General features: G+C 70.2%; 18 protein-coding genes and 1 tRNA gene. 6 read left to right on the top strand and 13 right to left on the bottom strand.

Annotated elements, in window-relative coordinates; translation table 11 throughout:
* Positions 1-124: 124 nt before the first annotated feature.
* The 8 genes from FV227_RS06020 to htpG form a co-directional block, all read right to left on the bottom strand.
* Positions 125-568, bottom strand: coding sequence for a hypothetical protein (locus tag FV227_RS06020; protein WP_147858542.1), 444 nt, complete (start codon positions 566-568; stop codon positions 125-127).
* An 8-nt stretch (positions 569-576) separates the two neighbouring features.
* Entirely contained in the window at positions 577-843 is a 267-nt protein-coding gene (locus tag FV227_RS06025; protein ID WP_147858543.1) for a hypothetical protein, read from the bottom strand.
* A 158-nt stretch (positions 844-1,001) separates the two neighbouring features.
* Positions 1,002-2,546 (bottom strand): YfjI family protein, encoded by a 1,545-nt coding sequence (locus FV227_RS06030; RefSeq protein ID WP_187274704.1) that lies wholly within the window; start codon positions 2,544-2,546, stop codon positions 1,002-1,004.
* On the bottom strand, positions 2,543-2,836 hold the full coding sequence (locus FV227_RS28860; RefSeq protein ID WP_187274705.1) for a hypothetical protein: 294 nt from the start codon (positions 2,834-2,836) through the stop codon (positions 2,543-2,545). The genes FV227_RS06030 and FV227_RS28860 overlap by 4 nt, the downstream gene beginning before the upstream one ends.
* Positions 2,837-3,039: 203 nt before the next feature.
* Positions 3,040-3,267, bottom strand: a complete 228-nt coding sequence (locus tag FV227_RS06035) for an excisionase family DNA-binding protein (RefSeq protein ID WP_147858545.1) — start codon at positions 3,265-3,267, stop codon at positions 3,040-3,042.
* Positions 3,268-3,993: 726 nt separating this feature from the next.
* On the bottom strand, positions 3,994-5,190 hold the full coding sequence (locus FV227_RS06040; protein WP_281406234.1) for a site-specific integrase: 1,197 nt from the start codon (positions 5,188-5,190) through the stop codon (positions 3,994-3,996).
* Positions 5,191-5,317: 127 nt separating this feature from the next.
* Positions 5,318-5,407 (bottom strand) — tRNA-Ser (locus FV227_RS06045).
* Positions 5,408-5,514: 107 nt separating this feature from the next.
* The gene (gene htpG, locus FV227_RS06050; RefSeq protein WP_147727727.1) at positions 5,515-7,344 is read right to left on the bottom strand and encodes a molecular chaperone HtpG; all 1,830 of its coding nucleotides are present in this window, start codon (positions 7,342-7,344) and stop codon (positions 5,515-5,517) included.
* Positions 7,345-7,629: 285 nt separating this feature from the next.
* Between htpG and FV227_RS06055 the strand changes: the two genes are divergently transcribed.
* Positions 7,630-11,064: an ATP-binding protein gene (locus FV227_RS06055; protein WP_147858546.1), complete on the top strand. Its 3,435-nt coding sequence runs from the start codon at positions 7,630-7,632 to the stop codon at positions 11,062-11,064.
* Positions 11,057-11,968, top strand: a complete 912-nt coding sequence (locus FV227_RS06060; protein WP_147858547.1) for a response regulator transcription factor — start codon at positions 11,057-11,059, stop codon at positions 11,966-11,968. The genes FV227_RS06055 and FV227_RS06060 overlap by 8 nt, the downstream gene beginning before the upstream one ends.
* A gap of 36 nt (positions 11,969-12,004) precedes the next feature.
* Here FV227_RS06060 and FV227_RS06065 read toward each other — a convergent pair whose 3' ends face one another.
* A complete protein-coding gene (locus FV227_RS06065) occupies positions 12,005-12,664 on the bottom strand; it encodes a peptidase C15 (protein ID WP_246686540.1) in 660 nt (219 codons plus the stop codon).
* Positions 12,661-13,650 (bottom strand): methylmalonyl Co-A mutase-associated GTPase MeaB, encoded by a 990-nt coding sequence (gene meaB / locus FV227_RS06070; RefSeq protein ID WP_147843398.1) that lies wholly within the window; start codon positions 13,648-13,650, stop codon positions 12,661-12,663. Before meaB ends, FV227_RS06065 begins: the two co-directional genes overlap by 4 nt.
* Positions 13,651-14,070: 420 nt before the next feature.
* On the opposite strand from meaB, the gene FV227_RS06075 reads away from it, so the two are divergent.
* Entirely contained in the window at positions 14,071-15,108 is a 1,038-nt protein-coding gene (locus FV227_RS06075; RefSeq protein ID WP_147728879.1) for an alpha/beta hydrolase, read from the top strand.
* Positions 15,109-15,202: 94 nt separating this feature from the next.
* Here FV227_RS06075 and FV227_RS06080 read toward each other — a convergent pair whose 3' ends face one another.
* Positions 15,203-16,090, bottom strand: coding sequence for a transglutaminase family protein (locus tag FV227_RS06080; RefSeq protein WP_147728880.1), 888 nt, complete (start codon positions 16,088-16,090; stop codon positions 15,203-15,205).
* Between the two features lie 253 nt (positions 16,091-16,343).
* Between FV227_RS06080 and FV227_RS06085 the strand changes: the two genes are divergently transcribed.
* Positions 16,344-16,697, top strand: coding sequence for a hypothetical protein (locus FV227_RS06085; RefSeq protein WP_147728881.1), 354 nt, complete (start codon positions 16,344-16,346; stop codon positions 16,695-16,697).
* 128 nt (positions 16,698-16,825) lie between these two features.
* Here FV227_RS06085 and FV227_RS06090 read toward each other — a convergent pair whose 3' ends face one another.
* Both FV227_RS06090 and mdcB read right to left on the bottom strand, forming a co-directional pair.
* Complete coding sequence (locus FV227_RS06090) at positions 16,826-17,746, bottom strand: acyltransferase domain-containing protein (RefSeq protein ID WP_147843401.1); 921 nt, start codon at positions 17,744-17,746, stop codon at positions 16,826-16,828.
* A complete protein-coding gene (gene mdcB / locus FV227_RS06095; RefSeq protein ID WP_147858548.1) occupies positions 17,743-18,612 on the bottom strand; it encodes a triphosphoribosyl-dephospho-CoA synthase MdcB in 870 nt (289 codons plus the stop codon). The genes FV227_RS06090 and mdcB overlap by 4 nt, the downstream gene beginning before the upstream one ends.
* A 171-nt stretch (positions 18,613-18,783) precedes the next feature.
* Here mdcB and FV227_RS06100 point away from each other — a divergent pair, with 171 nt between their 5' ends.
* Both FV227_RS06100 and FV227_RS06105 read left to right on the top strand, forming a co-directional pair.
* A complete protein-coding gene (locus FV227_RS06100; RefSeq protein ID WP_147858549.1) occupies positions 18,784-19,347 on the top strand; it encodes a DUF533 domain-containing protein in 564 nt (187 codons plus the stop codon).
* Between the two features lie 103 nt (positions 19,348-19,450).
* Entirely contained in the window at positions 19,451-20,518 is a 1,068-nt protein-coding gene (locus tag FV227_RS06105; RefSeq protein ID WP_147727637.1) for an esterase, read from the top strand.

Consider the following 20,518-nt stretch of genomic DNA (forward strand, 5'->3'; position numbering starts at 1 on the left):
CCGGGGCAATTAAACCGGCATCGGCTGGGTGAGCTTGGGACCTAATATCAAGAACAGTTTGATTGAGCCATGTTGCGGCACATCTGGCTAGATCTCCCACACAACCAAAGCAGCCCGCACGCTTCTACACGGGGTGCCCTTTCGCCTCAGCCCATTCGCGATCCTTCACGGCTTGGGTCTCTCGGATCGTAGCGTGATCTCGATCCTGTTCCGCATAGAGCTTGCGCATCCGCTTCTCCTCGCGCGCGGCCGCCTTCTTCTTCCACGCAAGGTCGGCTGCCTTCTGCGCCAGGATCTCCTCAATGGTGATCGGCTTCACTGGCTCTTTCTTGCGAGGCCAAATGAACGGCTGCCGAGGGTATGGTGACGAGCGAGGCGGTGGTGCTGAGCGAGGCCCGGCCGGTGCAACGCCCTCGATGAAGGCAGTAGCCTCGACCAGCGTCATGCCGGCAGAGGCAGCCACGCGGGTTGCTGCAGCAAGGCCAGCCGATCTCTCGCCTTCAGTTGCTCCCCGGCGGGAAAGAGCAAGGCACTTCTCGAACCGGTCGTGATCCAGCATCGGCAGCATCTTCCTGATCACGCAGCGATGTCGCAGGGAAACCACGTCATCTCGGCAGCCTCCAGCGCATCATGGATGATCTCCCCAAGCGATATCGCCCGCGCCCTCGCGCCGGCATCGCTGCGGTCAATCATCGCCACGTCAGACCAGCCGTCATCGGTGCCCATGATGGCTAGGGTGACGCTCTGCGGCCTCTCGGTCGCTTCGGTCACCACCACCTGAAGGCCGCGGACCTCGGGCCATTCGTAGACCAGCGCCAGGCGCTTAATTTCACTGTCCGCCACTGCTCGTTTCCCTTTCGTTCGCGCTCGCTTCAAAAATGCGGATTTCTAGGTACCCCGTGCGAAACTTGCGAAAGTTGCGAAGGTCGAGGCGCTCAAACCGCGAACTTTCGCAGCTTTCGCAACATTCGCAGGGGGCATTCCGATTTCTGGAAAGCCGGTCATGATCGGGTCGAAGCGCCGGCGACTCGGATCAAGCGGGGTCGCTCGCGCACTTCCTCCACGAGGTTGTGCTCCATCAGCGTGCGAACGGCGGCGTCGGCTTCCTTCTTGGTGCGGGTCGGCGCAGGGCCCAGCCGCAAGATGTCGCTGAACTTCACGTCCTGCTCGTCCCGCGCCCGCAACCAGTCCAGAAGGGCCTGAGCCCGAAGCAGCGCTGGATCAGTGCGACACGCCTGCTGCAGACGCGTCGCCTCGTCCGTGTACCAAGTGGCCAAGCGTGCCGCGGCGGTCATGATCTCAGCCGAGATCTCCAGCGCATGCTCGTCCGCCACGATGGCCAACACCCCGGCGATCCGGGCAGCGTGTTCTGCTGCCTTCGATGCGAAGTCGCGTACCAAACGAAGATCGCCCTGCGGACCGGACCGTTCCTCGATCCAGTTATAGAAATCGCGCCAACGCGCTTCGGCCGCCTCGCTCATCGGCAGCTCGCGTGGCTGAAGCCCTTGCGCATGGTCGATGACGGAGGGCCAGCCTTCCAGAAGGCTGAGCATCCGGGCATGGTATCGGCGGATCTGCTCAGCGTCCGCCGCCGTCGCCACTCGGAATAGGCGAGTGCCCGCAATGCTGTCGGGCGCCGCCACCAAGATACGGGACAACAGGCCCTGATCGCGCAGCACAGGATCGGACATGAACGCTGCGGCCGCTTCCGGTTGCACCATCAGGTGCATGGCGAGGCGTCGCCCCTTCAGGACCGACACGCCGTCGAGCGCTCGCACTCGGGTGACCGGCTTGCCGTCCCAAAGCACGGAGAAGCCAGCGGCTGTGCGGAGGCGGTTCTCCTGGGCCATGCCGTGCCCGCCAGTGAACTGCCCGCCCTCGGCGCTGAATACCCCCTGCGCCGCCGGCATGGATGGCCAGCTCTTGATCAGCCCTTCGAACGTCGGCTCTGCCGAGGTCAGCACCGGTCGGATTGGCGGTTGTGGCTCTGGGCCTAGTGTCGTGAGTGCAAAGCGGCGATCCTCGAACCCGAGCTTGCGGTCGCCCTCGATTTTCTTCTTCTCCGCCGACCATGCCGCGTAGGTGACAAGCCACTCTTGGTGATCACGACCGTACATCTCCTGAAGCGCATCTTCGCGCCGGGTGACCGGCCATAGCGCCTCGTTATCGGTCGTGCTCTTCCGGTCGCCGGACGATGCGCTGCTCACGAGGTAGAGGCTGAGCGGACGGCGCTGGCCGTAGGGCATACGCACATCGGCGTGGGCCTGTACGGCAAGCGAGGCGGCGGCCAGCACCGACTGTGCTGCTATGGCAGCCGGCGCTTGCACCTTGCGAGCGATCGCGCGGGCCGCCTCGCCGAGGATGGGTCCAAGAGCATCGAGCGGATAGGACTCGGCAGGCGGCAGTGGCGGGAAAAGCGGCAACCGGTCCGGCCTCGCCTCCCGCCGGCCATCGCCATCCTCGCGCCGGCGCTCATTCCGCTCATAATGGCGGTCAGTATCAGGACCGAGCCGATCCAGTTCGACTGCGAATTCTTGCGCTCTCATCGCCGCGCCTCCGTTCCTGAGTGAGGCTGCGCAGCAGCATCCGGCTGCTGCCGCTTGCGGGTGCGTTCGGTCTGCTCGGTCAGGTCGCCGAGCAAGCTGAGAGCGACGCGAAACTCGGCGGCTGCGCAGCGGAGCGTGTAGCGAAGGCCGGCATCGTCGCGCAGCGCGGCGTAGTCCGCCACGATGTTCGAGCGCATGCCGACGGCTGCCATCAGTGCCGCGATCTCGGCCCGGAGCTTGTCCGGATCGCCATAGGTGAAGTCGTCGGGATTGAGAGGGAAGGCGCTCATGCGCGCCTCCCATTGGTCTGCCCAAAGGCAAGGTCGGCCACAGCCGCCGCGAGTGCGGGGCTGAAGGCGAAGCGCGAGAGAATGCGCGAAGTCTGGATTTTGCGAGGATCGAGTGCTATCTGGAAGTCGTCAGCCGCCAAGCAGACATTTTCCAGAGCCCTCGCCGTGCCCGCGGCGGGGGTTCTGCTGTTATGAGCCATGCGCTATGCGGCCTCCTGCTCAAGAGAGGCAAGGTAGCCGCGCAGGCTGTCAGCCGGGATGAGGGTGCGAGAGCCCACCTTGATCGTGCGCAGCTTCCTCTCGGCGATCAGCCCGTAGATGGTCGTCCGGCCCAATCCGGTGACGTACAGCGCCTGGGGTACCGTGTAGGCAAGCTTCTCCGGCGACGCGCGCAGGTCTCCCTGCGGCGCCTGAACTGTGTGAAGGCTCATGACTGCTGTCCTTTCGAGTCCGCCGGAACGTCAGCGGATGATCAGAACCTGACGCGTCTGAAGCGCCCGAAAAAGGCCGCCCAATATTTTCATTTTGGGCGAGGTTCTGAGCGTTTCCTCTGCTCGGCACTCAGGACCAAACCCTTCAAGCGCGACCGGAAACTATTGATAATAGTTTTTGAAGTAGCAGACGGCCCTTTACCGCAATAAACATCGTTATACCATTTCTCCAGAACGTCCCCCCACTCTTTTAACGTTTTGTATCGCTCACCCCCTAACGCACGCCTCTCTATTTCCGCCCCAATAAAGTCCCGGCCGGATGGCCTGCCCACCAACCCCGTCCTATTGATTTCCATTTGTTCTGAGGTGAGCCGATCCGGAAGATCATGAAAGATCTGCTTGAGTGCATTACGAGAGAGGGTTATTTGAAAATACTCTGTTAGATAAAAGTTTATGACAGGTAATTCTGGCTTTGAACGGTAGAAGCCTCTCGGCGAGATACCTCTTGAATGGATCCAATCGTACGAGATAGGGTTTTCATCCAGCGGCCATTCTTTGCTTGTAACTACCGAGATTTCATTCTTAAGACTTCCATCCACGAAGGCCCTTTTACTTACGCAAGGCAGCGAGCCGTTCCATAGCAGTGGAACAAGCAGCCTTTGGACGAGCAATTCGTCTTTCTCTATGAACAGCAGAAGGCGGTAAGCTTCCGAAAGATCTATCCGGTCATCCGACACAATACACCGCCCATGTCCGCATAAGCTCGCGCCGCTTTTCGAATAGATCCCCCCGACGGTATGCCCGCTCGACCTTGGACTCGACGGTGTGAGCCAGCGCCATCTCGACCACCTCAGACGGGAAGTGCGTGGTCTCGGAAGCCCAATCGCGGAACGACGACCGGAAGCCGTGCGCGGTGATGTCCGCCCGACCCATGCGACGCAGCAGCATCAGCATGCCCATGCCACTCATCGGCTTGCCTCGTCGGGCACCGGGGAAAACGAAGCCGGCGTCGCCGATCGTCTGCATCTGCTTCAGAAGCACCACCGCTGGGTCAGAAAGCGGTACGCGGTGCTCACGGCCGCCCTTCATCCGATCAGCCGGCACGGTCCACGTCCGGGTATCCAAGTCGATCTCCGACCAGCGTGCGCCAATGACCTCGCCCGTTCGCGCAGCGGTCAAGATCGCGAACGCCAACGCGCGGGCGGCGACGGCGTCTCGACTGGCAAGGTCGGCCATAAAGGTTGGCACATCGACGAATGGCAGCGCGGCATGATGCTCGACACGCTGTACCTTCGATCGCTTCGGGAGAAGGTTCTGCAGGTGGCCCTTCCATCGAGCCGGGTTCTCGCCGCGCCGGTAGCCGCGCGTCGTCGCCCAATCCAGCACCGACTCGATCCGACCCCGCACCCGAGTGGCGGTCTCAGGCTTCGCTGACCAGATCGGTTCGAGGGCCTGCATCACCAGGCCGGTATCGACGGCTTGCACCGGCAGATCGCCGAAGGCTGGATAAGCATAAGCTTCGAGCGTCGCCGTCCACTGCGCGGCGTGCTTGATGTTGCGCCACCCGGCACGGTGCGCCTCGATGTAGCCGGCGGCGCACGTGCGGAAAGTGATGGCACGGGCTGCCTCGATTGCAGCCTCTTGTCGGCGTCCGGCCCGAGCTTCGATCGGGTCCAGACGCTCGGCCGTCAACTTCCGACACTCCCGCGCCCGGTCGCGAGCCTCGACCAGGGAAAAGGTGTTGGCCGACCCGAGGCCCATAGCCCGAGCCTTGCCGTCGAGGGTGAACCGGAAGATCCAGCTTTTGGCCCCCTTGCCGGAGACCTGAAGCCACAAGCCGCCGCCGTCCCCATACATGCCGGGGGTCTTCAGGCGAGCTACGCCAAGTGCTGTCAGCTTACCTTGCACGTCATAGCTACCCACACTTCTACTGACATCGTAAGCGTGAATTTGCGCAAACGCCAGCGACCCGCCGCGAACGGCAGGTTGCAGAACTTGTAGCGATCTGTGTGGCTTAGTGGATGACAGCGAATAGCTGCGAATGGGGCCGTGGCGGAGAGGGGGGGATTCGAACCCCCGATGGGCTTGCACCCATGCCGCATTTCGAGTGCGGTACAATCAACCGCTCTGCCACCTCTCCGCGAGGTGCCTCGTCGAGACCGGCGGTGCCTAGCATGAAGCATCGCCGGATCACAAGCCGGAATGCGATCTTTCGATCGTCGTCGCCGGCGAAGGTCGCCGTGCGCCTCAGGCTTTCGCGGCGAGCGCCGCCGCGACGACCTGGGCGAAGGCGACCGGGTCGCGCGGGGTGTCGCCGTCCTGGATGCGGGCGAGGTCGAGGAGGGTGCCGGCGGCCGGGGCGACGGCGTCCTCCGGGCCTTCGGCCAGCGCGCGGATCAGCGGGTGGCGCGGGTTGATCTCCAGGATCGGCTTGCCGCCGCCGGCGGCGCGGCCCGCCCGGCGCAGCAGGCGCTGCATCTGGAGGTCGGGGCCGCTGCCGCCGGCGGCCAGCACCACGGCGCTGTCGACGAGGCGGTCGGTGGCACGCACGTCCGAGACGTCCTCGGACAAGGCCGCCTTGATCTTCGCGACGAGGCCCTCGATCCCGGCCGGGGGCTCGGCAGCCTCGCCGTCGCCGGCGAATTTCGAGAGGTCGAGGGCGCCCTGCGTCACCGAGCGCAGCGGCTTCTCCTCGAAGCGCGCGAGCTGCTCGGGCCAGAACGCGTCGACGTGGTCGGAGAGCAGCAGCACCTCGAGCCCGCGGGCGCGGAAGCCTTCGAGCTGGGGCGAGCGCGCGAGCGCGTCGGCGTCGTCGGCGACGAGGTAGTAGATCGCCTCCTGGCCGTCCTTCATCCGGGCGACGTAGTCGGCGAGCCCGGTCCAGCCCTCGACCGCGGAGGACTTGAAGCGCAGCAGCGGCGCGATCTCGGCCCGGCGTTCGTGGTCCTCGTAGATGCCCTCCTTCACCACCGGCCCGAAATTCTTCCAGAAGGCCTGGTAGCCCTCGGCGTCCTTGGCCCGGCTCGTCAGCTCGGAGAGCACCCGGCCGGTGACGGCGCGGCGGATCTTGGCCAGCGCCGGCGTGGTCTGCAGCATCTCGCGCGAGACGTTGAGCGGCAGGTCCTCGGTGTCGACCACGCCCTGCACGAAGCGCAGCCAGGACGGCAGCAGCTTGGCGTCGTCGGTGATGAACATGCGCCGGACATGCAGGCGAACCTTGCTCTCGCGCTCGCCCTCGACCGCCTGGAACGGCTTCATCCCGGGCACGAACAGCAGCGCCGAGAACTCGAGCGCGCCCTCGGCGCGCCAGTGCAGCGTCGCCCACGGCTTGTCGAAGTTCATCCCGACCGAGCGGTAGAACTCCTCGTACTGCTCCGGCGTGATCTCGGATTTCGGCTTGCGCCAGAGCGCGGTGCCCTGGTTGGCCGATTCCTCCTTGCCGTCCTCGACGATGGCGATCGGCACGGTGATGAAGTCGGCCCATTTGCGCACGAGGTGGTCGAGCCGGTAGCTCTCCAGGTACTCGTCGGCGTCCTCCTTCAGGTGCATCACGATCGTGGTGCCGGGTTCCTCGCGGGTCGCCGGCTCGAGCGTGTAGCTGCCCTGGCCCTCCGAGGCCCAGGTCCAGGCCTCGTCGGTGCCCGCGCGGCGCGAGGTGACGGTGACCCGGTCGGCGACCATGAAGGCCGAGTAGAAGCCGACGCCGAACTGGCCGATCAGGCTCGGCTTCTCGTCGGGCTTGGCCTCCGCCAGCGTCTGCGAGAAGGCCCGCGTGCCCGAGCGCGCGATGGTGCCGAGGTTGGAGGCGAGGTCCTCCTTGCTCATGCCGATGCCGGCATCCGAGACCGTCAGCGTGCGCGCCGGCTTGTCGGGGGTGATCCGCACCTTCGCGTCGGCGGGCAGCGCGCTCGCCGCCGAGGTCAGCGCCTCGAACCGGCGGCGGTCCATCGCGTCGGCGGCGTTGGCCACCAGCTCCCGCAGGAAGATCTCGCGGTCGGAATAGAGGGCGTGGACCACGAGATCCAGCAGCCGCCCGACTTCGGCACCGAATTCGTGCCGCTCCACCGTCTCGCTCACGTTCGTCGCTCCACTTCACAAGGCGCCGCCGGACGAAGTGGACGTCGGTTCGTCGTCGGGCAGCGCATCAGGACAGGTCCGCGCGGCGCCCGATCCCGCAGGACCCGGGGCGCGGATGCGGTGGCGATATGCCGTCGCGGCCCCGCGAATTCAATGCTGTCGGCCCCCCGCGAACCGCGCGGGCGGCGCACGATTTTTGCGTATCCCGCGCCGATCCGGCCTATCGATGCCGCACGGTCCGCGGGCCACGCCGTCCGGGGACGATTCGGGACCGACCACCACGCCATGAGCGGGCGCCAGCACATCATCCCGATCCGCCGGGACTACAACCGCCTCGTCGCCGACGAGACGCTGGAGGATTACGCGCTGCGCTTCACCGCCAAGAAGGCGCGGCGCTGGTCCGCGTTCCAGGTGGCGCAGACGGCGCTCGGCTCGCTCTCGTTCCTGGCGCTGGAGGCTATCGGCGGCACGCTGGTCCTGGCCACCGGCTTCCCCAACACGCTGGCCGCCGTCCTCGTCGTCGGCGTGCTGATCTTCGCCACCGCCGCGCCGATCACGATCTACGCCGCCCGCTACGGCGTCGACATGGACCTGCTCACCCGCGGGGCCGGCTTCGGCTATCTCGGCTCGACCGTGACCTCGCTGATCTATGCGAGCTTCACGTTCCTGTTCTTCGCCATCGAAGCCGCGATCATGGCCTTGGCGCTGCAGCTCTGCTTCGGCCTGCCGCTGTGGATCGGCTATCTCGCCTGCGCCGCGATCGTGATCCCGCTCGTCGTCTACGGCATCCGCCTGATCAGCCGGTTCCAGATCGGGACCCAACCCTTGTGGATCGGCCTCAACCTGCTGCCGCTGGCCTGCATCGCCTGGAAGGGCGACGCGCCGCTCGCGGCGCTGCTCGCCTTCCCCGGCCTCGCCCCGGGCGCGGGCACCGGGCTCGACGCGGCCCGCTTCGGCCTCGCCGTCGGCGTGCTGCTGGCGCTGCTGGCGCAGGTCGGCGAGCAGGTCGACTTCCTGCGCTTCGTGCCGGAGGCGAAGGGGCGGCAGGCGGGGCGGATCGACCGGCGCTGGTGGGCGGCGGTGCTGGCGGCCGGCGCCGGCTGGATCGTGCCGGGGATGCTCAAGATCCTGCTCGGCGCCTTCCTCGCGGTGCTGGCGATGGCGCACGGCGTCGCGCCGGAGAACGCCGCCGACCCGACGCGGATGTACGCGGTCGCCTTCGGCTACGTCACGCCCTCGCGGGAGGCCGCGCTGCTCCTGATGACCGGCTTCGTCGTGGTCTCGCAGCTCAAGATCAACCTGACCAACGCCTATGCGGGCTCGATCGCGTGGTCGAACTTCTTCTCGCGGCTCACCCACAGCCATCCCGGCCGCGTCGTGTGGCTGGTGTTCAACGTCGCCATCGCGCTGCTCTTGATGGAGCTCGGCATCGACAAGACCATCGCCAGCACGCTGCCGCTCTACGCGGTCGTGGTCTCGGCCTGGGTCGGGGCGCTGGCGTCGGATCTCGCGGTCAACAAGCCGCTCGGCCTGTCGCCGCCCGGCATCGAGTTCAAGCGCGCGCACCTCTACGCCGTCAACCCGGTGGGCACCGGGGCGATGACGCTGGCGCTGCTCGCCGGCTACCTCGCCCATGCCGGCCTGCTCGGGCACGCCCTGCAACCGTTCGCGCCGCTGCTGGCGCTCGGCGTCGCGTTCGCGGCGGCGCCGCTGATCGCCTGGGGGACGGGCGGGCGCTACTACCTCGCCCGGACGCCGAAGGCCGACTGGGGGGACTGCGAGATCGCCTGCCGGGTCTGCGAGCTGCCGTTCGAGGGCGAGGACATGGCCCATTGCCCGGCCTATGACGGGCCGATCTGCTCGCTGTGCTGCTCGCTCGACGCCCGCTGCGGAGACCTGTGCAAGCCGCACGGCAAGCTGGAGGCGCAGGCGCAAGGCGCGCTCGGCCGGATCGTGCCGGCACGCACCGCGGCCTGGATCGGCGCGCCGCTCGGGCGCTACCTCGCCCTGATGCTGACGCTAATCGCCGTGGTCGGCCTGATCCTCGGCATCGTCCATGCCGGGGCGACGCTGGAGCATCCCGAGCACCGCGCGGCGTTGCGGGCGGCGCTGACCAGCGTGTTCTTCATCCTGATCGTCATCCTCGGCGTCGTCGCCTGGCTGTTCGTGCTGGCCCACGAGAGCCGCCGCGTCGCGCAGGCCGAGACCCGGCGCCAGACCGCGCTGCTCGAGGCCGAGATCGAGGCGCACAAGGTCACCGACGCCAAGCTCCAGGCGGCCAAGGAGACGGCGGAAGCCGCCAACCTCGCCAAGAGCCGCTACGTCGTCGGCATCAGCCACGAGCTGCGCACGCCGCTCAGCGCGGTGCTCGGCTACGCGCAGCTGCTCGAAGGCGACGTCGCGATCCCGCCCGCGCGCCAGAACGGCATCCGGGTGATCCGGCGCAGCGCGCAGCACTTGTCGGGCCTGATCGACGGCCTCCTCGACATCTCGCGGATGGAGGCGGGCCGCCTGCAGATCCACCGCGACGAGATCCGCATCGCCGACGTGCTCGACCAGATCGTCGACATGGTGCGGCTGCAGGCGCAGGCCGCGGGCCTCGACTTCCGCTTCACCCGGCCCGAGATCCTGCCCGCGGTGGTCGCCACCGACGAGAAGCGCCTGCGGCAGGTGCTGCTCAACCTGCTCTCGAACGCGATCAAGTTCACGCAGAGCGGCCACGTCGCGCTCGACCTCAGCTACCGCAGCCAGGTGGCGGTGTTCACGATCCGCGACACCGGGCCCGGCATCCCCGAGGCCGACCTCGAGCGGATCTTCGAGCCGTTCGAGCGCGGCGCGACGCCGGCCGCCGCCGGCACGCCGGGGACCGGGCTCGGGCTCACCATCGCCAACCTGCTGGCGCAGGTGATGGGCGGCGAGATCTCGGTGACGAGCGAGCTCGGCCGCGGCACCGCCTTCCGCTTCCGCCTGATGCTGGCCTCGGTCTCGCGCCCCGCGCCGACGCCGCTTCCGCTGGCCGTCCCGGCCCGGGCCTACGGCGGCGCCCGGCGGACGGTGTTGGTCGCCGACGACGATGCCGGCCACCGCGCGCTGATGCGCGAGATCCTCGAGCCGGAAGGCCTCGTCGTGATCGAGGCCGCCGACGGGGCGGCATGCCTCGCCGCGGCGCAGGCGGATCGGCCCGACCTGCTGCTCCTCGACATCGCGATGCCGGGGCTCTCGGGCTGGGCGGTCGCCAAGCGGCTGCGCGAGACCGGGTTTTCCGGGCGGATCGCGATGATGTCGGCCAACGTCCACGAGATCAGCCCGATCCGCGGCGACGACGCCCCGCACGACGCGATCATCGCGAAGCCCTTCGACCTGCGCGACTTCCTCGAGCGGATCACGCAGCTGCTCGGCCTGGAATGGATGGGCACGCAGGAACCCGAGCCCGAGCCGCCGCCGGCCCCGGGCACGCCGCCGCCGGAGGCGACCGCCGGGCCGTCGCCGGAGCAGGTCGGCGACCTGCTGCGCCTCGGCCGAATCGGTCACATCCGCGGCATCGAGGCCAAGCTCGCCGAGATGGCGCAGGATGCGCGCGTGCCGGGCGCCTTCGTGGCGGAGATGCGCGGCCTCGTGGCGGATTTCGACATGCGGCGCTACCTGCGCATCCTCCAGGAGATGTCCGAGCAGGCCGTGGAGCGGACGGTGGATCGGGAAGGCCTCGCCTCGGATGCCTGAGCCGCAGCGCGACATCGTCCTCGTCGTCGACGATTCCCCCGACACCCTGAGCTTCCTCACCGAGGCGATCGAGCGCTCCGGGGCCACCGTGCTCGTGGCGGTGGCGGGCGACCTCGCCCTGGCGCTGGTCGACGAGATCACCCCCGACGTGATCCTGCTCGACGCGATGATGCCGGGCATGGACGGGTTCGAGACCTGCCGCCGCCTCAAGGCGAAGCCGCAGGTCGCGCACGTGCCGGTGATCTTCATGACCGGGCTCACCGAGACCGAGCACATCGTGAAGGGGCTGGGCGCCGGCGGCGTCGACTACGTGACCAAGCCGATCGCGCCGGACGAGATCCTCGCCCGCATCCGCGTCCACCTGGCGAGCGCCCGCGCCGCCCAGAGCGCGCGTGCGGCCCTCGACACCGCGGGCCGCACGCTGTTCGCCGTGGACGCGGCCGGCGCGGTGGCCTGGTGCACGCCGCAGGCCGCGCGCCTGCTCGCCGACCTCGCGGCCGATCCCGGCGCGTCGCTCGCCCTGCCGGCGACGAGCCGCGCCTGGCTGCACGACGCCCTGGACGGCGGCGCGGCGGCGCCCTTGAGCCTGCGCGACCGCGAGAGCCGCGCCCACGTCCTCAGCTTCATCGGCCGGACCGGCGACGAGATCCTGCTGCGCCTCTCGCGCGACGACACCGCCGCGGGCCTGGACCGCCTGCGCGATCGGCTTCGCGTCACCGGCCGCGAGGCGGAGGTGCTGCTCTGGCTCTCGCGCGGCAAGTCGAGCCGCGACATCGGCGAGATCCTGGGGCTGAGCCCGCGCACGGTGACGAAGCACCTGGAGGGCATCTACGCCAAGCTCGGCGTCGAGAACCGCACCGCCGCCTCGGTGATCGCGGCGCGGCACCTGCAGGATCTGGGGTGAGCGACGCGGCGGCGACGTGAGACATTCGAGGCAGCATCACCGCTTCGACGCGGCCGCCCGTCCCCGAACGCAAAGGAACAAGGCCACCTCCGTGAGCGCCCGCGCCTGCGCCGCGGGATCGGGTCGACCGTGCCGCGGGCGCGCCGCGTCGCGGGGCCGCCTCACCGCTGCCGCCGGCGGGATGTGGACGAACAGCACCGGGCAGGGCTCGGCCAGGGCGCGGAAGTAGCTGGCGTTGCAGAGGTAGCGCCCGGCATCGCGCGAGCGCCCCGCCGCCAGCCCGTGCCGGCGCAGGATCGCCAGGGCCTGGGGCGCGACGAAGGCACGGCGGGCCGGCGGCCCGTCCGGATCGAGGGTGAGGTGGGCGGACGGGCGCCCCGACGCATCGGGGTAGAACCGGCTCGCCCGGTTGCAGGCCCGCGCCTCCACGCGGATGCGCTTGGCCCGGGAGGCGACGCCGAGCATCAGCACCGCCGCGGGCGCCTGCGCCAGCGTCGGCACGAGCTGCGTGCCGATCGCGTCGTAGGTGGTGTCCAGCACCCGCACCCGCAGGGCGCGACCGAAGGCCGACCTGAGGCGGCTCGACCTTTCGAGGCGGCGCGCCAGCGCCGCGCTCGGGTTGCGCGGCATGCCGGGAAACGGGCCGAACCCGGTGATCAGAAGAACCGGCGATCCGCTGGAAGCCGCCAGGCTCAAAGCCCGATCAGCTCGGCGATGGCGGCCGCGCCCGCGGCCGGCGAGGCTTCGCCCTGCGCGACGCGGCCTTCCGCCTCCGCCGTCTGCTTGCGCACCTCCGGCGTGCCGACGAGGCGCTGGTGCAGGCGCTCGTGGACGAGCGCCCACATCCACTTCACGTCCTGCTCGCGGCGCTTCCTCGCGATCTCGCCGGTGGCGGTAAGCTTCTGGCGGTGGTCGACGACGCGGTCCCACATCGCGTCGAGGCGCAGGTTGTGGAAGCCCGAGATGGTGACCACCGGCGGCGTCCAGGTGGCGGAGGCCGGCGTCAGGATGTGGAGCGCCGCGCGGTACTCGCCGGCCGCGGCGTTGGCGCGCCGCTCCGCCTCGCCGTCGTCGGCCTTGTTGACCGCGATCATGTCGGCGAGCTCGAGGATGCCCTTCTTGATGCCCTGCAGCTCGTCGCCGGCACCCGGCAGCATCAGCACCAGGAAGAAGTCAGTCAGGTCCGCCACCGCCGTCTCGGACTGGCCGACGCCCACCGTCTCGACCAGGATCACGTCGAACCCGGCCGCCTCGCACAGCAGCATGGTCTCGCGGGTCTTGGCCGCGACGCCGCCGAGCGTACCCGACGAGGGCGACGGACGGATGAAGGCGTTGGGATCGAGGGCGAGGCGGGCCATCCGGGTCTTGTCGCCGAGGATCGAGCCGCCGGTGCGCGTCGAGGACGGGTCGACCGCCAGCACCGCCACCTTGTGGCCGGCAGCCGTCAGGTTGGCGCCGAGCGCGTCGATCGTCGTCGACTTGCCGACCCCGGGCACCCCGGTGATGCCGACGCGGATCGCCTGCCCGGTCTGCGGCAGAACCGCGTCGATCAGGTCCCGCGCCAGCGCCCGGTGATCGGCCCGCTTCGACTCGGCGAGGGTGATGGCGCGGGCGAGCGCGGCCCGGTCGCCGGCGAGCAGCCGCGTGCGGAGCGCATCGATGTCGAGGGAAGGAGGCGTCATCCGCCCTTCATGCCGGGGCGGGCGGCGTTCGTCGAGGGGCACGGACCGGGTCGGCCCGCGCCGATCGCGATCCCGGCATCAGCGCCGCCGGTGCCGGACAGGACGGAGGCGGCGGTGGCCAGGCCGATCGCGCGACGCGCCGGTGACGACCTGGCGATCGAAAGGGTTTCGCGCTGTGAACACGGCGGGTCCTTTTCCGATCGTGAGGCATCCCCCTGCCCTAGACATCCCCCTGCCCTTCCGACCGCCGTACGCCGCCGCCGTTCAGGAGGAGGCTCCCGGCCGCCGCGCCGGATGCCCGCAATCCACCGGACGAACGGTCACGCTTACGCCCTGCCATGGTCATGATCCTGCGGCACAGGCTAGGTCTCGGAGCCGGACACATCGCCGTCTCCCCTCGTGCCGGACAGACCCGAGATCATGCTGCGCCAGCCTCCGACCCGCCGCGCCTTCGTCCGACTCGGTGCCCTCGGGGGGGCCGCCGTGCTGGCGCCGTCCCTCGGGGGCTGCGTCACGGACAGCCTCTCGACCGGGACGGTCGCGCTGCCCGAGAGGCAGTCGGCCCTCGACGTGATGCCGGTCCTGCTCGTCGCCACCACGCGCAAGCCCGTCGGCAGCCCGCCCAAGCCCCCCTACTTCAACGCCGAGCGCGGACGCGGCCTGAGCTTCGCCGAGGTGCGGCTGTCCCCGCCCGACCGGTCGCTACTCGGCAAGGTCTCGTCGGTGATCTCCGGTGACTGGACCATCGGCGCGGTGCCGAAGGTCGAGACCGGCCCCGGCGCGGCCAACGCCTTCGCGGAGGCCGCCCTCGGCCGCGACGTGCTGATCTACGTCCACGGCTACCGCGAATCGTTCGAGTCGGCCGCCGTCAGCGCGGCCCGACTCTCGGACGGCATCCGCTTCCGCGGCGTCTCCGGCCTGTTCACCTGGCCGTCGGCCGCCGCGACCTTCGATTACGGCTACGACCGGGAGAGCGCGCTGTGGTCGCGCGACGCGTTCGAGGACCTGCTGAAGGCCCTCGCGGCGACCCAGAGCGCGGGCAGGATCAACATCGTCGCCCACTCGATGGGGACGCTGCTGACGCTGGAGACCCTGCGGATGCTGCGCGCCGAGGCCGGCGACGCGGCGATGAATCGGATCGGTGCCGTGGTGCTCGCCGCCCCCGACATCGACATCGACCTGTTCACGGGCAGCGTCGCCAAGCTCGGCGCGGACGTGCACAAGATCACGGTGATCTCGTCGACCAACGACCGCGCGCTCGAGCTCTCCGGCGCCATCGCCGGCGGCGTCGTGCGCGCCGGCGCCGCCGACCGCGACCGCCTGGAGGCGCTGGGCGTGCGCGTCGCCGACGCCTCGGATTACGGCGGCGGCCTGATCAACCACGACCTGTTCCTCTCGAACCCCGAGGTGCAGGGCGTGGTCAAGCGCGCGATCTCGCGCGGCGGCAGCGGGGCCTGAGCCCGGATCGTGATCCGGCCCCCGCGACCGCAGGGCGGCGGGCGTCCGCCGGGCCTCATCGGTCCCGACCCATGAGACCAAGAATGAACGCTCCTCACCCCATCCGGGTCGTCATGGTCTGCGGCGGCAGCGGCTCCTCCGGCTCCTCGGCGGCCTCCGCGTCGAGGTGGTCGATCACCGCGACGGCGTCGGCCCAGACCCGGAAGCCGACCAGCGGGTTCGGGCCGAAGGTGTGGGTCAGCGGCACGTCGGCGGCGTCGCGCCCGTAGGCGACCATCACCCGGCCGATGCGCGGCGCGTTGTTGCGCGGGTCGAACACGTGCCAGCGCCCACCGAGATAGACCTCCATCCAGGCGCAGAAGTCGCCCGCCGGATGCGGCTCGGGCTCGCCGATGAAGCTGATGTAGCCGGTGCAGTACCGGGTCGGCAGGTTCAGCGCCCGGCAGAACGCCACCGCGAGATGGGTGAAGTCGCGGCAGACCCCGCGCCCGCCCTGGTAGGCGTCGAGCGCGGTGCGGTCGCGGTGGGCGAACTCGTAGCCGAAGGCGAGGTGGGCGTGGACGAAGTCGCACACCGCCTGCACCCTGGCCCAGCCGGGCGGCACGTCGCCGAACAGCCGCCAGGCCTCGTCGGCGAGCAGGTCGGATTCGCAGTAGCGGCTCGGCAGCAGGAAAAGCAGGGTCTCGGCCGGCAGGTCCTCGACGCGGTGCTGCTCGGCGTCCCGCTCGGCGGGATCGGGCAACCCGTCGTCGGCGACGACCCCGTCGGTGCCGATGGTGAACGCGCCGGCCGGCGCGATCAGGCGACCGCACAGGTTGCCGAAACTGTCCCGGTACGTCTCGACCGGCACCTCGGGATGGGTGACGATCGCATCGGGGGCCTCGAGGGCGTCGGCGCAGGAGGGATGCAGGTTGAGCATCACCACCATCGGCACGGGATAGGGGAAGGCGTAGCGCATCTCGCAGCCGAGCCTGATCCGCATCCGGGATGATCCTTCTTTCCTGGGCCGGCGCCGGCCACGCCATGCCGTCGCCGGGTCCAAGCAGGAGGCGGACCGCGGAGGGCTCGGACGGCGCGATAATTCGGGGTTGGCGGGTGTACCGTTCCCCCCTACAGCATCCCCGCGACCGGATTGAGAGCGGTGCGCGGAAGTTCCAGAGCTTTCTTGCGGCGCAGGCGCGAACGGCCCGGATGCGGGGCCTTCCGCAACCACGGTAACCAGAGGGAAGTCAGCGATGTTCACGCTCGAGATCGAGGGCAAAGCCGTGGCGGTCATCAACGGCGACGAGGAGACCGCGCGCGACCTCTTCACCTGCGACGGCTTCAAGGAAGACATCCAGAAGATGACGAGCGACGGCGCGCCGCTCTGGAACGGCACCTCGGAGCTCAAGATCCGCGCCGCCAGCGAGGACGAGATCGAGATCTTCGAGGACGCGCTGGCGGAGGACGACGGCGAGGGCGACTTCGAGGACGATCCGCGCCACGCCGCCGCCAACGACGCCACCACCGAAGAGGGCGAGGACGACGAGGACGAAGCCGACATCGTCTTCCTCCTCGACATCGACGAGGCCGACGCCCTCGATTCGTGACGGGTTCGGGCGCGCTGGCCCGCCGGGCACCGGGCTGCCGGGCCCACTGAACGCTCCGGCGCCCAGCTTCACGTTCCCCCTCCCCCCCCTCCGCGGGGGGAGGGAGAGCGCTTCGGGCGCAGCGTTCCCTAGGCCGAGAGCCACTCCGTCACGCCCGCCGCGGAACGGAAATCCTCCAGCGCCCGCACCCGCGCGTCGGGGAGCGCCGCGGCGGCCATCGTCGCGAGCGCGTGGCCGGGGCCGAGCTCGAGCACGGTGGTGGCGCCGTATTCCCGGCAGGCGTCGAGGCAGGCCGCCCAATCGATCGTGGTGGCGATCTGGCGCGCCAGCTTGTCGAGCCCGGCCGCGGCATCGAACACGGTGCTGCCGTCGAGCCCGCTGACCAGACGGGGCGCCGTGCGCGCCGGCTTGTCAGGAAGAGCCTCGCGCAGGGTTTTGCGGAAGCGGGCGGCGGCGTCCGCGAGGAGCGGGGTGTGCGACGGCGTCCGCACCGGAAGCAGCACCGCGCGCTGCGCGCCGGCCGCGAGGGCGTCGCGGCGGACGGCCCCCAATCCGCCGACCGCTCCGCCGATCACGACGCTGTCGGGCGCGTTCCGGATCGCGAGGTGGCAGCCCTGCGCGGTCGCCATCGCCGCGACCCGCGCCTGCGGCAGGCCGCGGATGCCGGCGAGGCCGTACCCCGAGCCGGAGGCCGCATCCATCGCCTCGGCTCGGGCCGCGGCGAGCGCCAGCACGGTCTCGGCCGAGAAGCGTCCGGCGCAGCCCCAGGCGGCCAAGTCGCCGATGCTGTAGCCGGCGACGATCCGGCGGCCGGGCGCCGCCTCCGAGACGAGGGTCCAGGCGGCGAGCGCCGCGACGCAGCACAGGATCTGCCCGGTGCGGTTCTCGTTCAGGGCCTCGCCGCCGGCGCGTGCGAGGTCGCGCGGGTCGGCCCCGAGCAGCGGCCGCGCCGCCGTGAACACAGCCTGCGCCGCCGGCAGGTCGGCGGTGAGATCGAACATTCCGGGATGCTGGGCGCCCTGCCCCGAGCAGAGGATCGCCAGCGTCATGGGCGCGGCGCCTCGATCGCGTCCACGAACAGCGTCATCGCCAGCAGGTCGGCCGCGCCGCCGGGGCTGAGGTTGCGCGCGACGAAGGCGCGGTGGAGGTCCTCCGCCGCGGCGCGCCAATCCGACCGGCCGACGCCGCCGGCCGTGATGAAGCCGGCGGCGGCGTCGCGGGCGAAGGCGTAGCCGGCCTCGCCGCCGCGATGCAGCAGGTTCGTGTCCTCCAAAGTGGCGATGAGCGCGAGGCAGGCCTCGGCACGCGCCGCCTCCGGATCGTCCGGCCGCAGGCGCCGGCCGCGGTCGAGGGCCGGTAGGCCGACCCCGTAGAGGTGGGGGAAGCCGGAGGCCGCCTCGTGCGGCGCGCCGCCGACCCCGTGGCGGCGCCGGGCCTCGGCTCCGGGGGCGCGCAGCAGGACCGGGCCGTCGAGGATGGCGTCGCCGTAGCGTTGGCGGATCCGGACGCCGAGCCCTCCGGCGGGGATCGTCTCGCCGGTGAACGACCCGGCGGCCGCGCAGAGCAGCCCGAGGCCGAAGATCGCGCCGCGATGGGTGTTCACGCCCCCGGTCGCCGCGCGCATCGCCGCCTCGGCCGCGATGCCGATGCGGCGCAGCGCCGGCATCGTCGCCTCCTGGGCGCCGGCGGCCGCGAGGTCGGCGAGGTAGGGCTCGATCGCCGCCGTGCTCGCCGCGAAGGTGGCGGCGTCCATGTCGGCATGGCTGCCGCTGTCGACGCGGCTGACGAGGCCGGGCTTGGGGTAGGTGTCGAGCTCGAGCCGCAACGCGGTTGCCGCCACGGCCGCGAGGCGCCTGGCGCGCTCGGCGTCCCGCAGAGGCAGGCTCGGTCTCTTGGATCGTGCGGCTGTCGTCATGGCCTCTCGGCTTAGGGGACGGGGAAGGAGCGCCATCGGCTGGTGCCGCCCTCTATCGCCGCCGCGCCCGAATCCGGCAACCGCCACCGGCGCGACGGAAGATGCCGATGAACCTTGGCCCCGTCCGGTCGTTGCCGGTCCGATCCCCGCCCGCGTTCGGAGTAGCCCGCGATGCCCGATCTGAACAAAACCGCCGACGCCAAATTGCCCGTCGATCCCAAGGAGTCCGTCGACGCGAAGTCGATCGTCGACGCCCTCGTCAAGGCGCGCGGCGGCGCCCTGGCCGGCGCGGCCCTGGGCGGCCTCGCGCTGATCGGCGGCCTCGCCTTCCGGGCGCTGCGCGGCGGCAAGCCGGACGTGGCCCAGACGGCGGCGTTCCAGGACGTGCCGGAGGACGAGGCGCGCCTGATGCTGCGCGCGATGGTGGCGGCGACCGTGGCCGACGGCCTGGTCGACGCGGCCGAGCGGCGCCGGCTCGACGAGGCCGTCGCGGCGGCCGGCATCGATCGCGACGGGCGCGCCTGGCTCGAGCGCGAGCTCGCCAACCCGGCCGAGATCGACGAGATCGCCGACGCGGTCGACGATTCCGACGCCGCCGCCCGGATCTACGCCGCCGCGGCCCTGGCGATCGACCTCGACACGATGCAGGAGCGCCAGTTCCTCAAGATGCTGGCCGAGGCGCTCGACGTGCCGGCCGAGGCCGCGGCCCGCGTCGAGCGTGAACTCTCGGCCTGATCGTCGCGCCGCCGCACCTTCCGGTTGATGCCGGCGGGCGCGGCGGTGCTAGGTTCCGGCTGCGGCGCCACGGGAGACGGCGCCGCGGGGAACCGGGAACCGCATGTCCGAGGACAACACGACGCCGCCGCGGCGGCGTCTCGCCGCCATCGCCCTGATCGGGAGCCTGCTCGCCCTGCCCGCCGCGGCGGCCGAGCCCGCAGGGCCGCTGACGATCGCCCGGCAGGGCAGCTTCTTCGTCGGCGGCCGCAGCGTCGCCTCCGACACCCTCTCGACGCTGCCGGCCTACGCGCCCTCGGGCACGATCAGCGTCGACCAGGTCTACGTGCGCTACCAGATCCCGGTGGAGGCCAAGCGCCCGGCGATCGTCTTGATCCACGGCTGCTGCCTCACGGGCAAGACCTGGGAGACGACGCCGGACGGGCGCATGGGCTGGGACGAGTTCTTCGTCCGCGCCGGGTTCCCGACCTACGTGATCGACCAGGCCGGTCGCGGCCGCTCGGCGGTGGACCCGTCCAGGATCAACGCGGTGAAGACCGGCCAGGCGGCGCCCGAGACGCTGCCGCCGGTGGTGTCGGCCGGCCAGGAGCCGGCCTGGGCGATCTTCCGCTTCGGCCCGAAATATCCGGAGGTGTTTCCCGGGATGCAGTTCCCGCTGGAGGCGCAGGCCGAGTTCTGGAAGCAGATGGTCGCCGACTGGGCCGCGACCCTGCCGACCCCGAACCCGACCGTGCCGGCCTTGTCCGAGCTGGCCAAGACGATCGAGAAAACCGGGCTCGACGGCGCGATCCTGATCAGCCACTCGCAATCGGGCATCTACCCGTTCCAGACCGCCGCGCTCGATCGCGCCGGCATCCGCGGCCTCGTGGCGATCGAGCCGGCCGCCTGCCCCGATCCCGCCAAGGACGACCTGGCACCCTACAGGGACCTGCCGATCCTCGTGCTGTGGGGCGACTACGTCGAGCGCGTGCCGCGCTGGGCCCCGCGGCTGAAGCTCTGCCGCGCCTTCGTCGAGGCCGCCAACAAGGCCGGCGGCATGGCGGAGCTGGTCCTGCTGCCCGACGTCGGCATGGCGTGCAACTCGCACATGCTGATGCAGGACAGGAACAGCCTCGACGTGGCCGCATGGCTGGCCGCCTGGCTCGACGCGCACGTGCCGCCGCGCCCGTGA

This window comes from Methylobacterium sp. WL119, assembly GCF_008039875.1.
Lineage (GTDB): Bacteria > Pseudomonadota > Alphaproteobacteria > Rhizobiales > Beijerinckiaceae > Methylobacterium.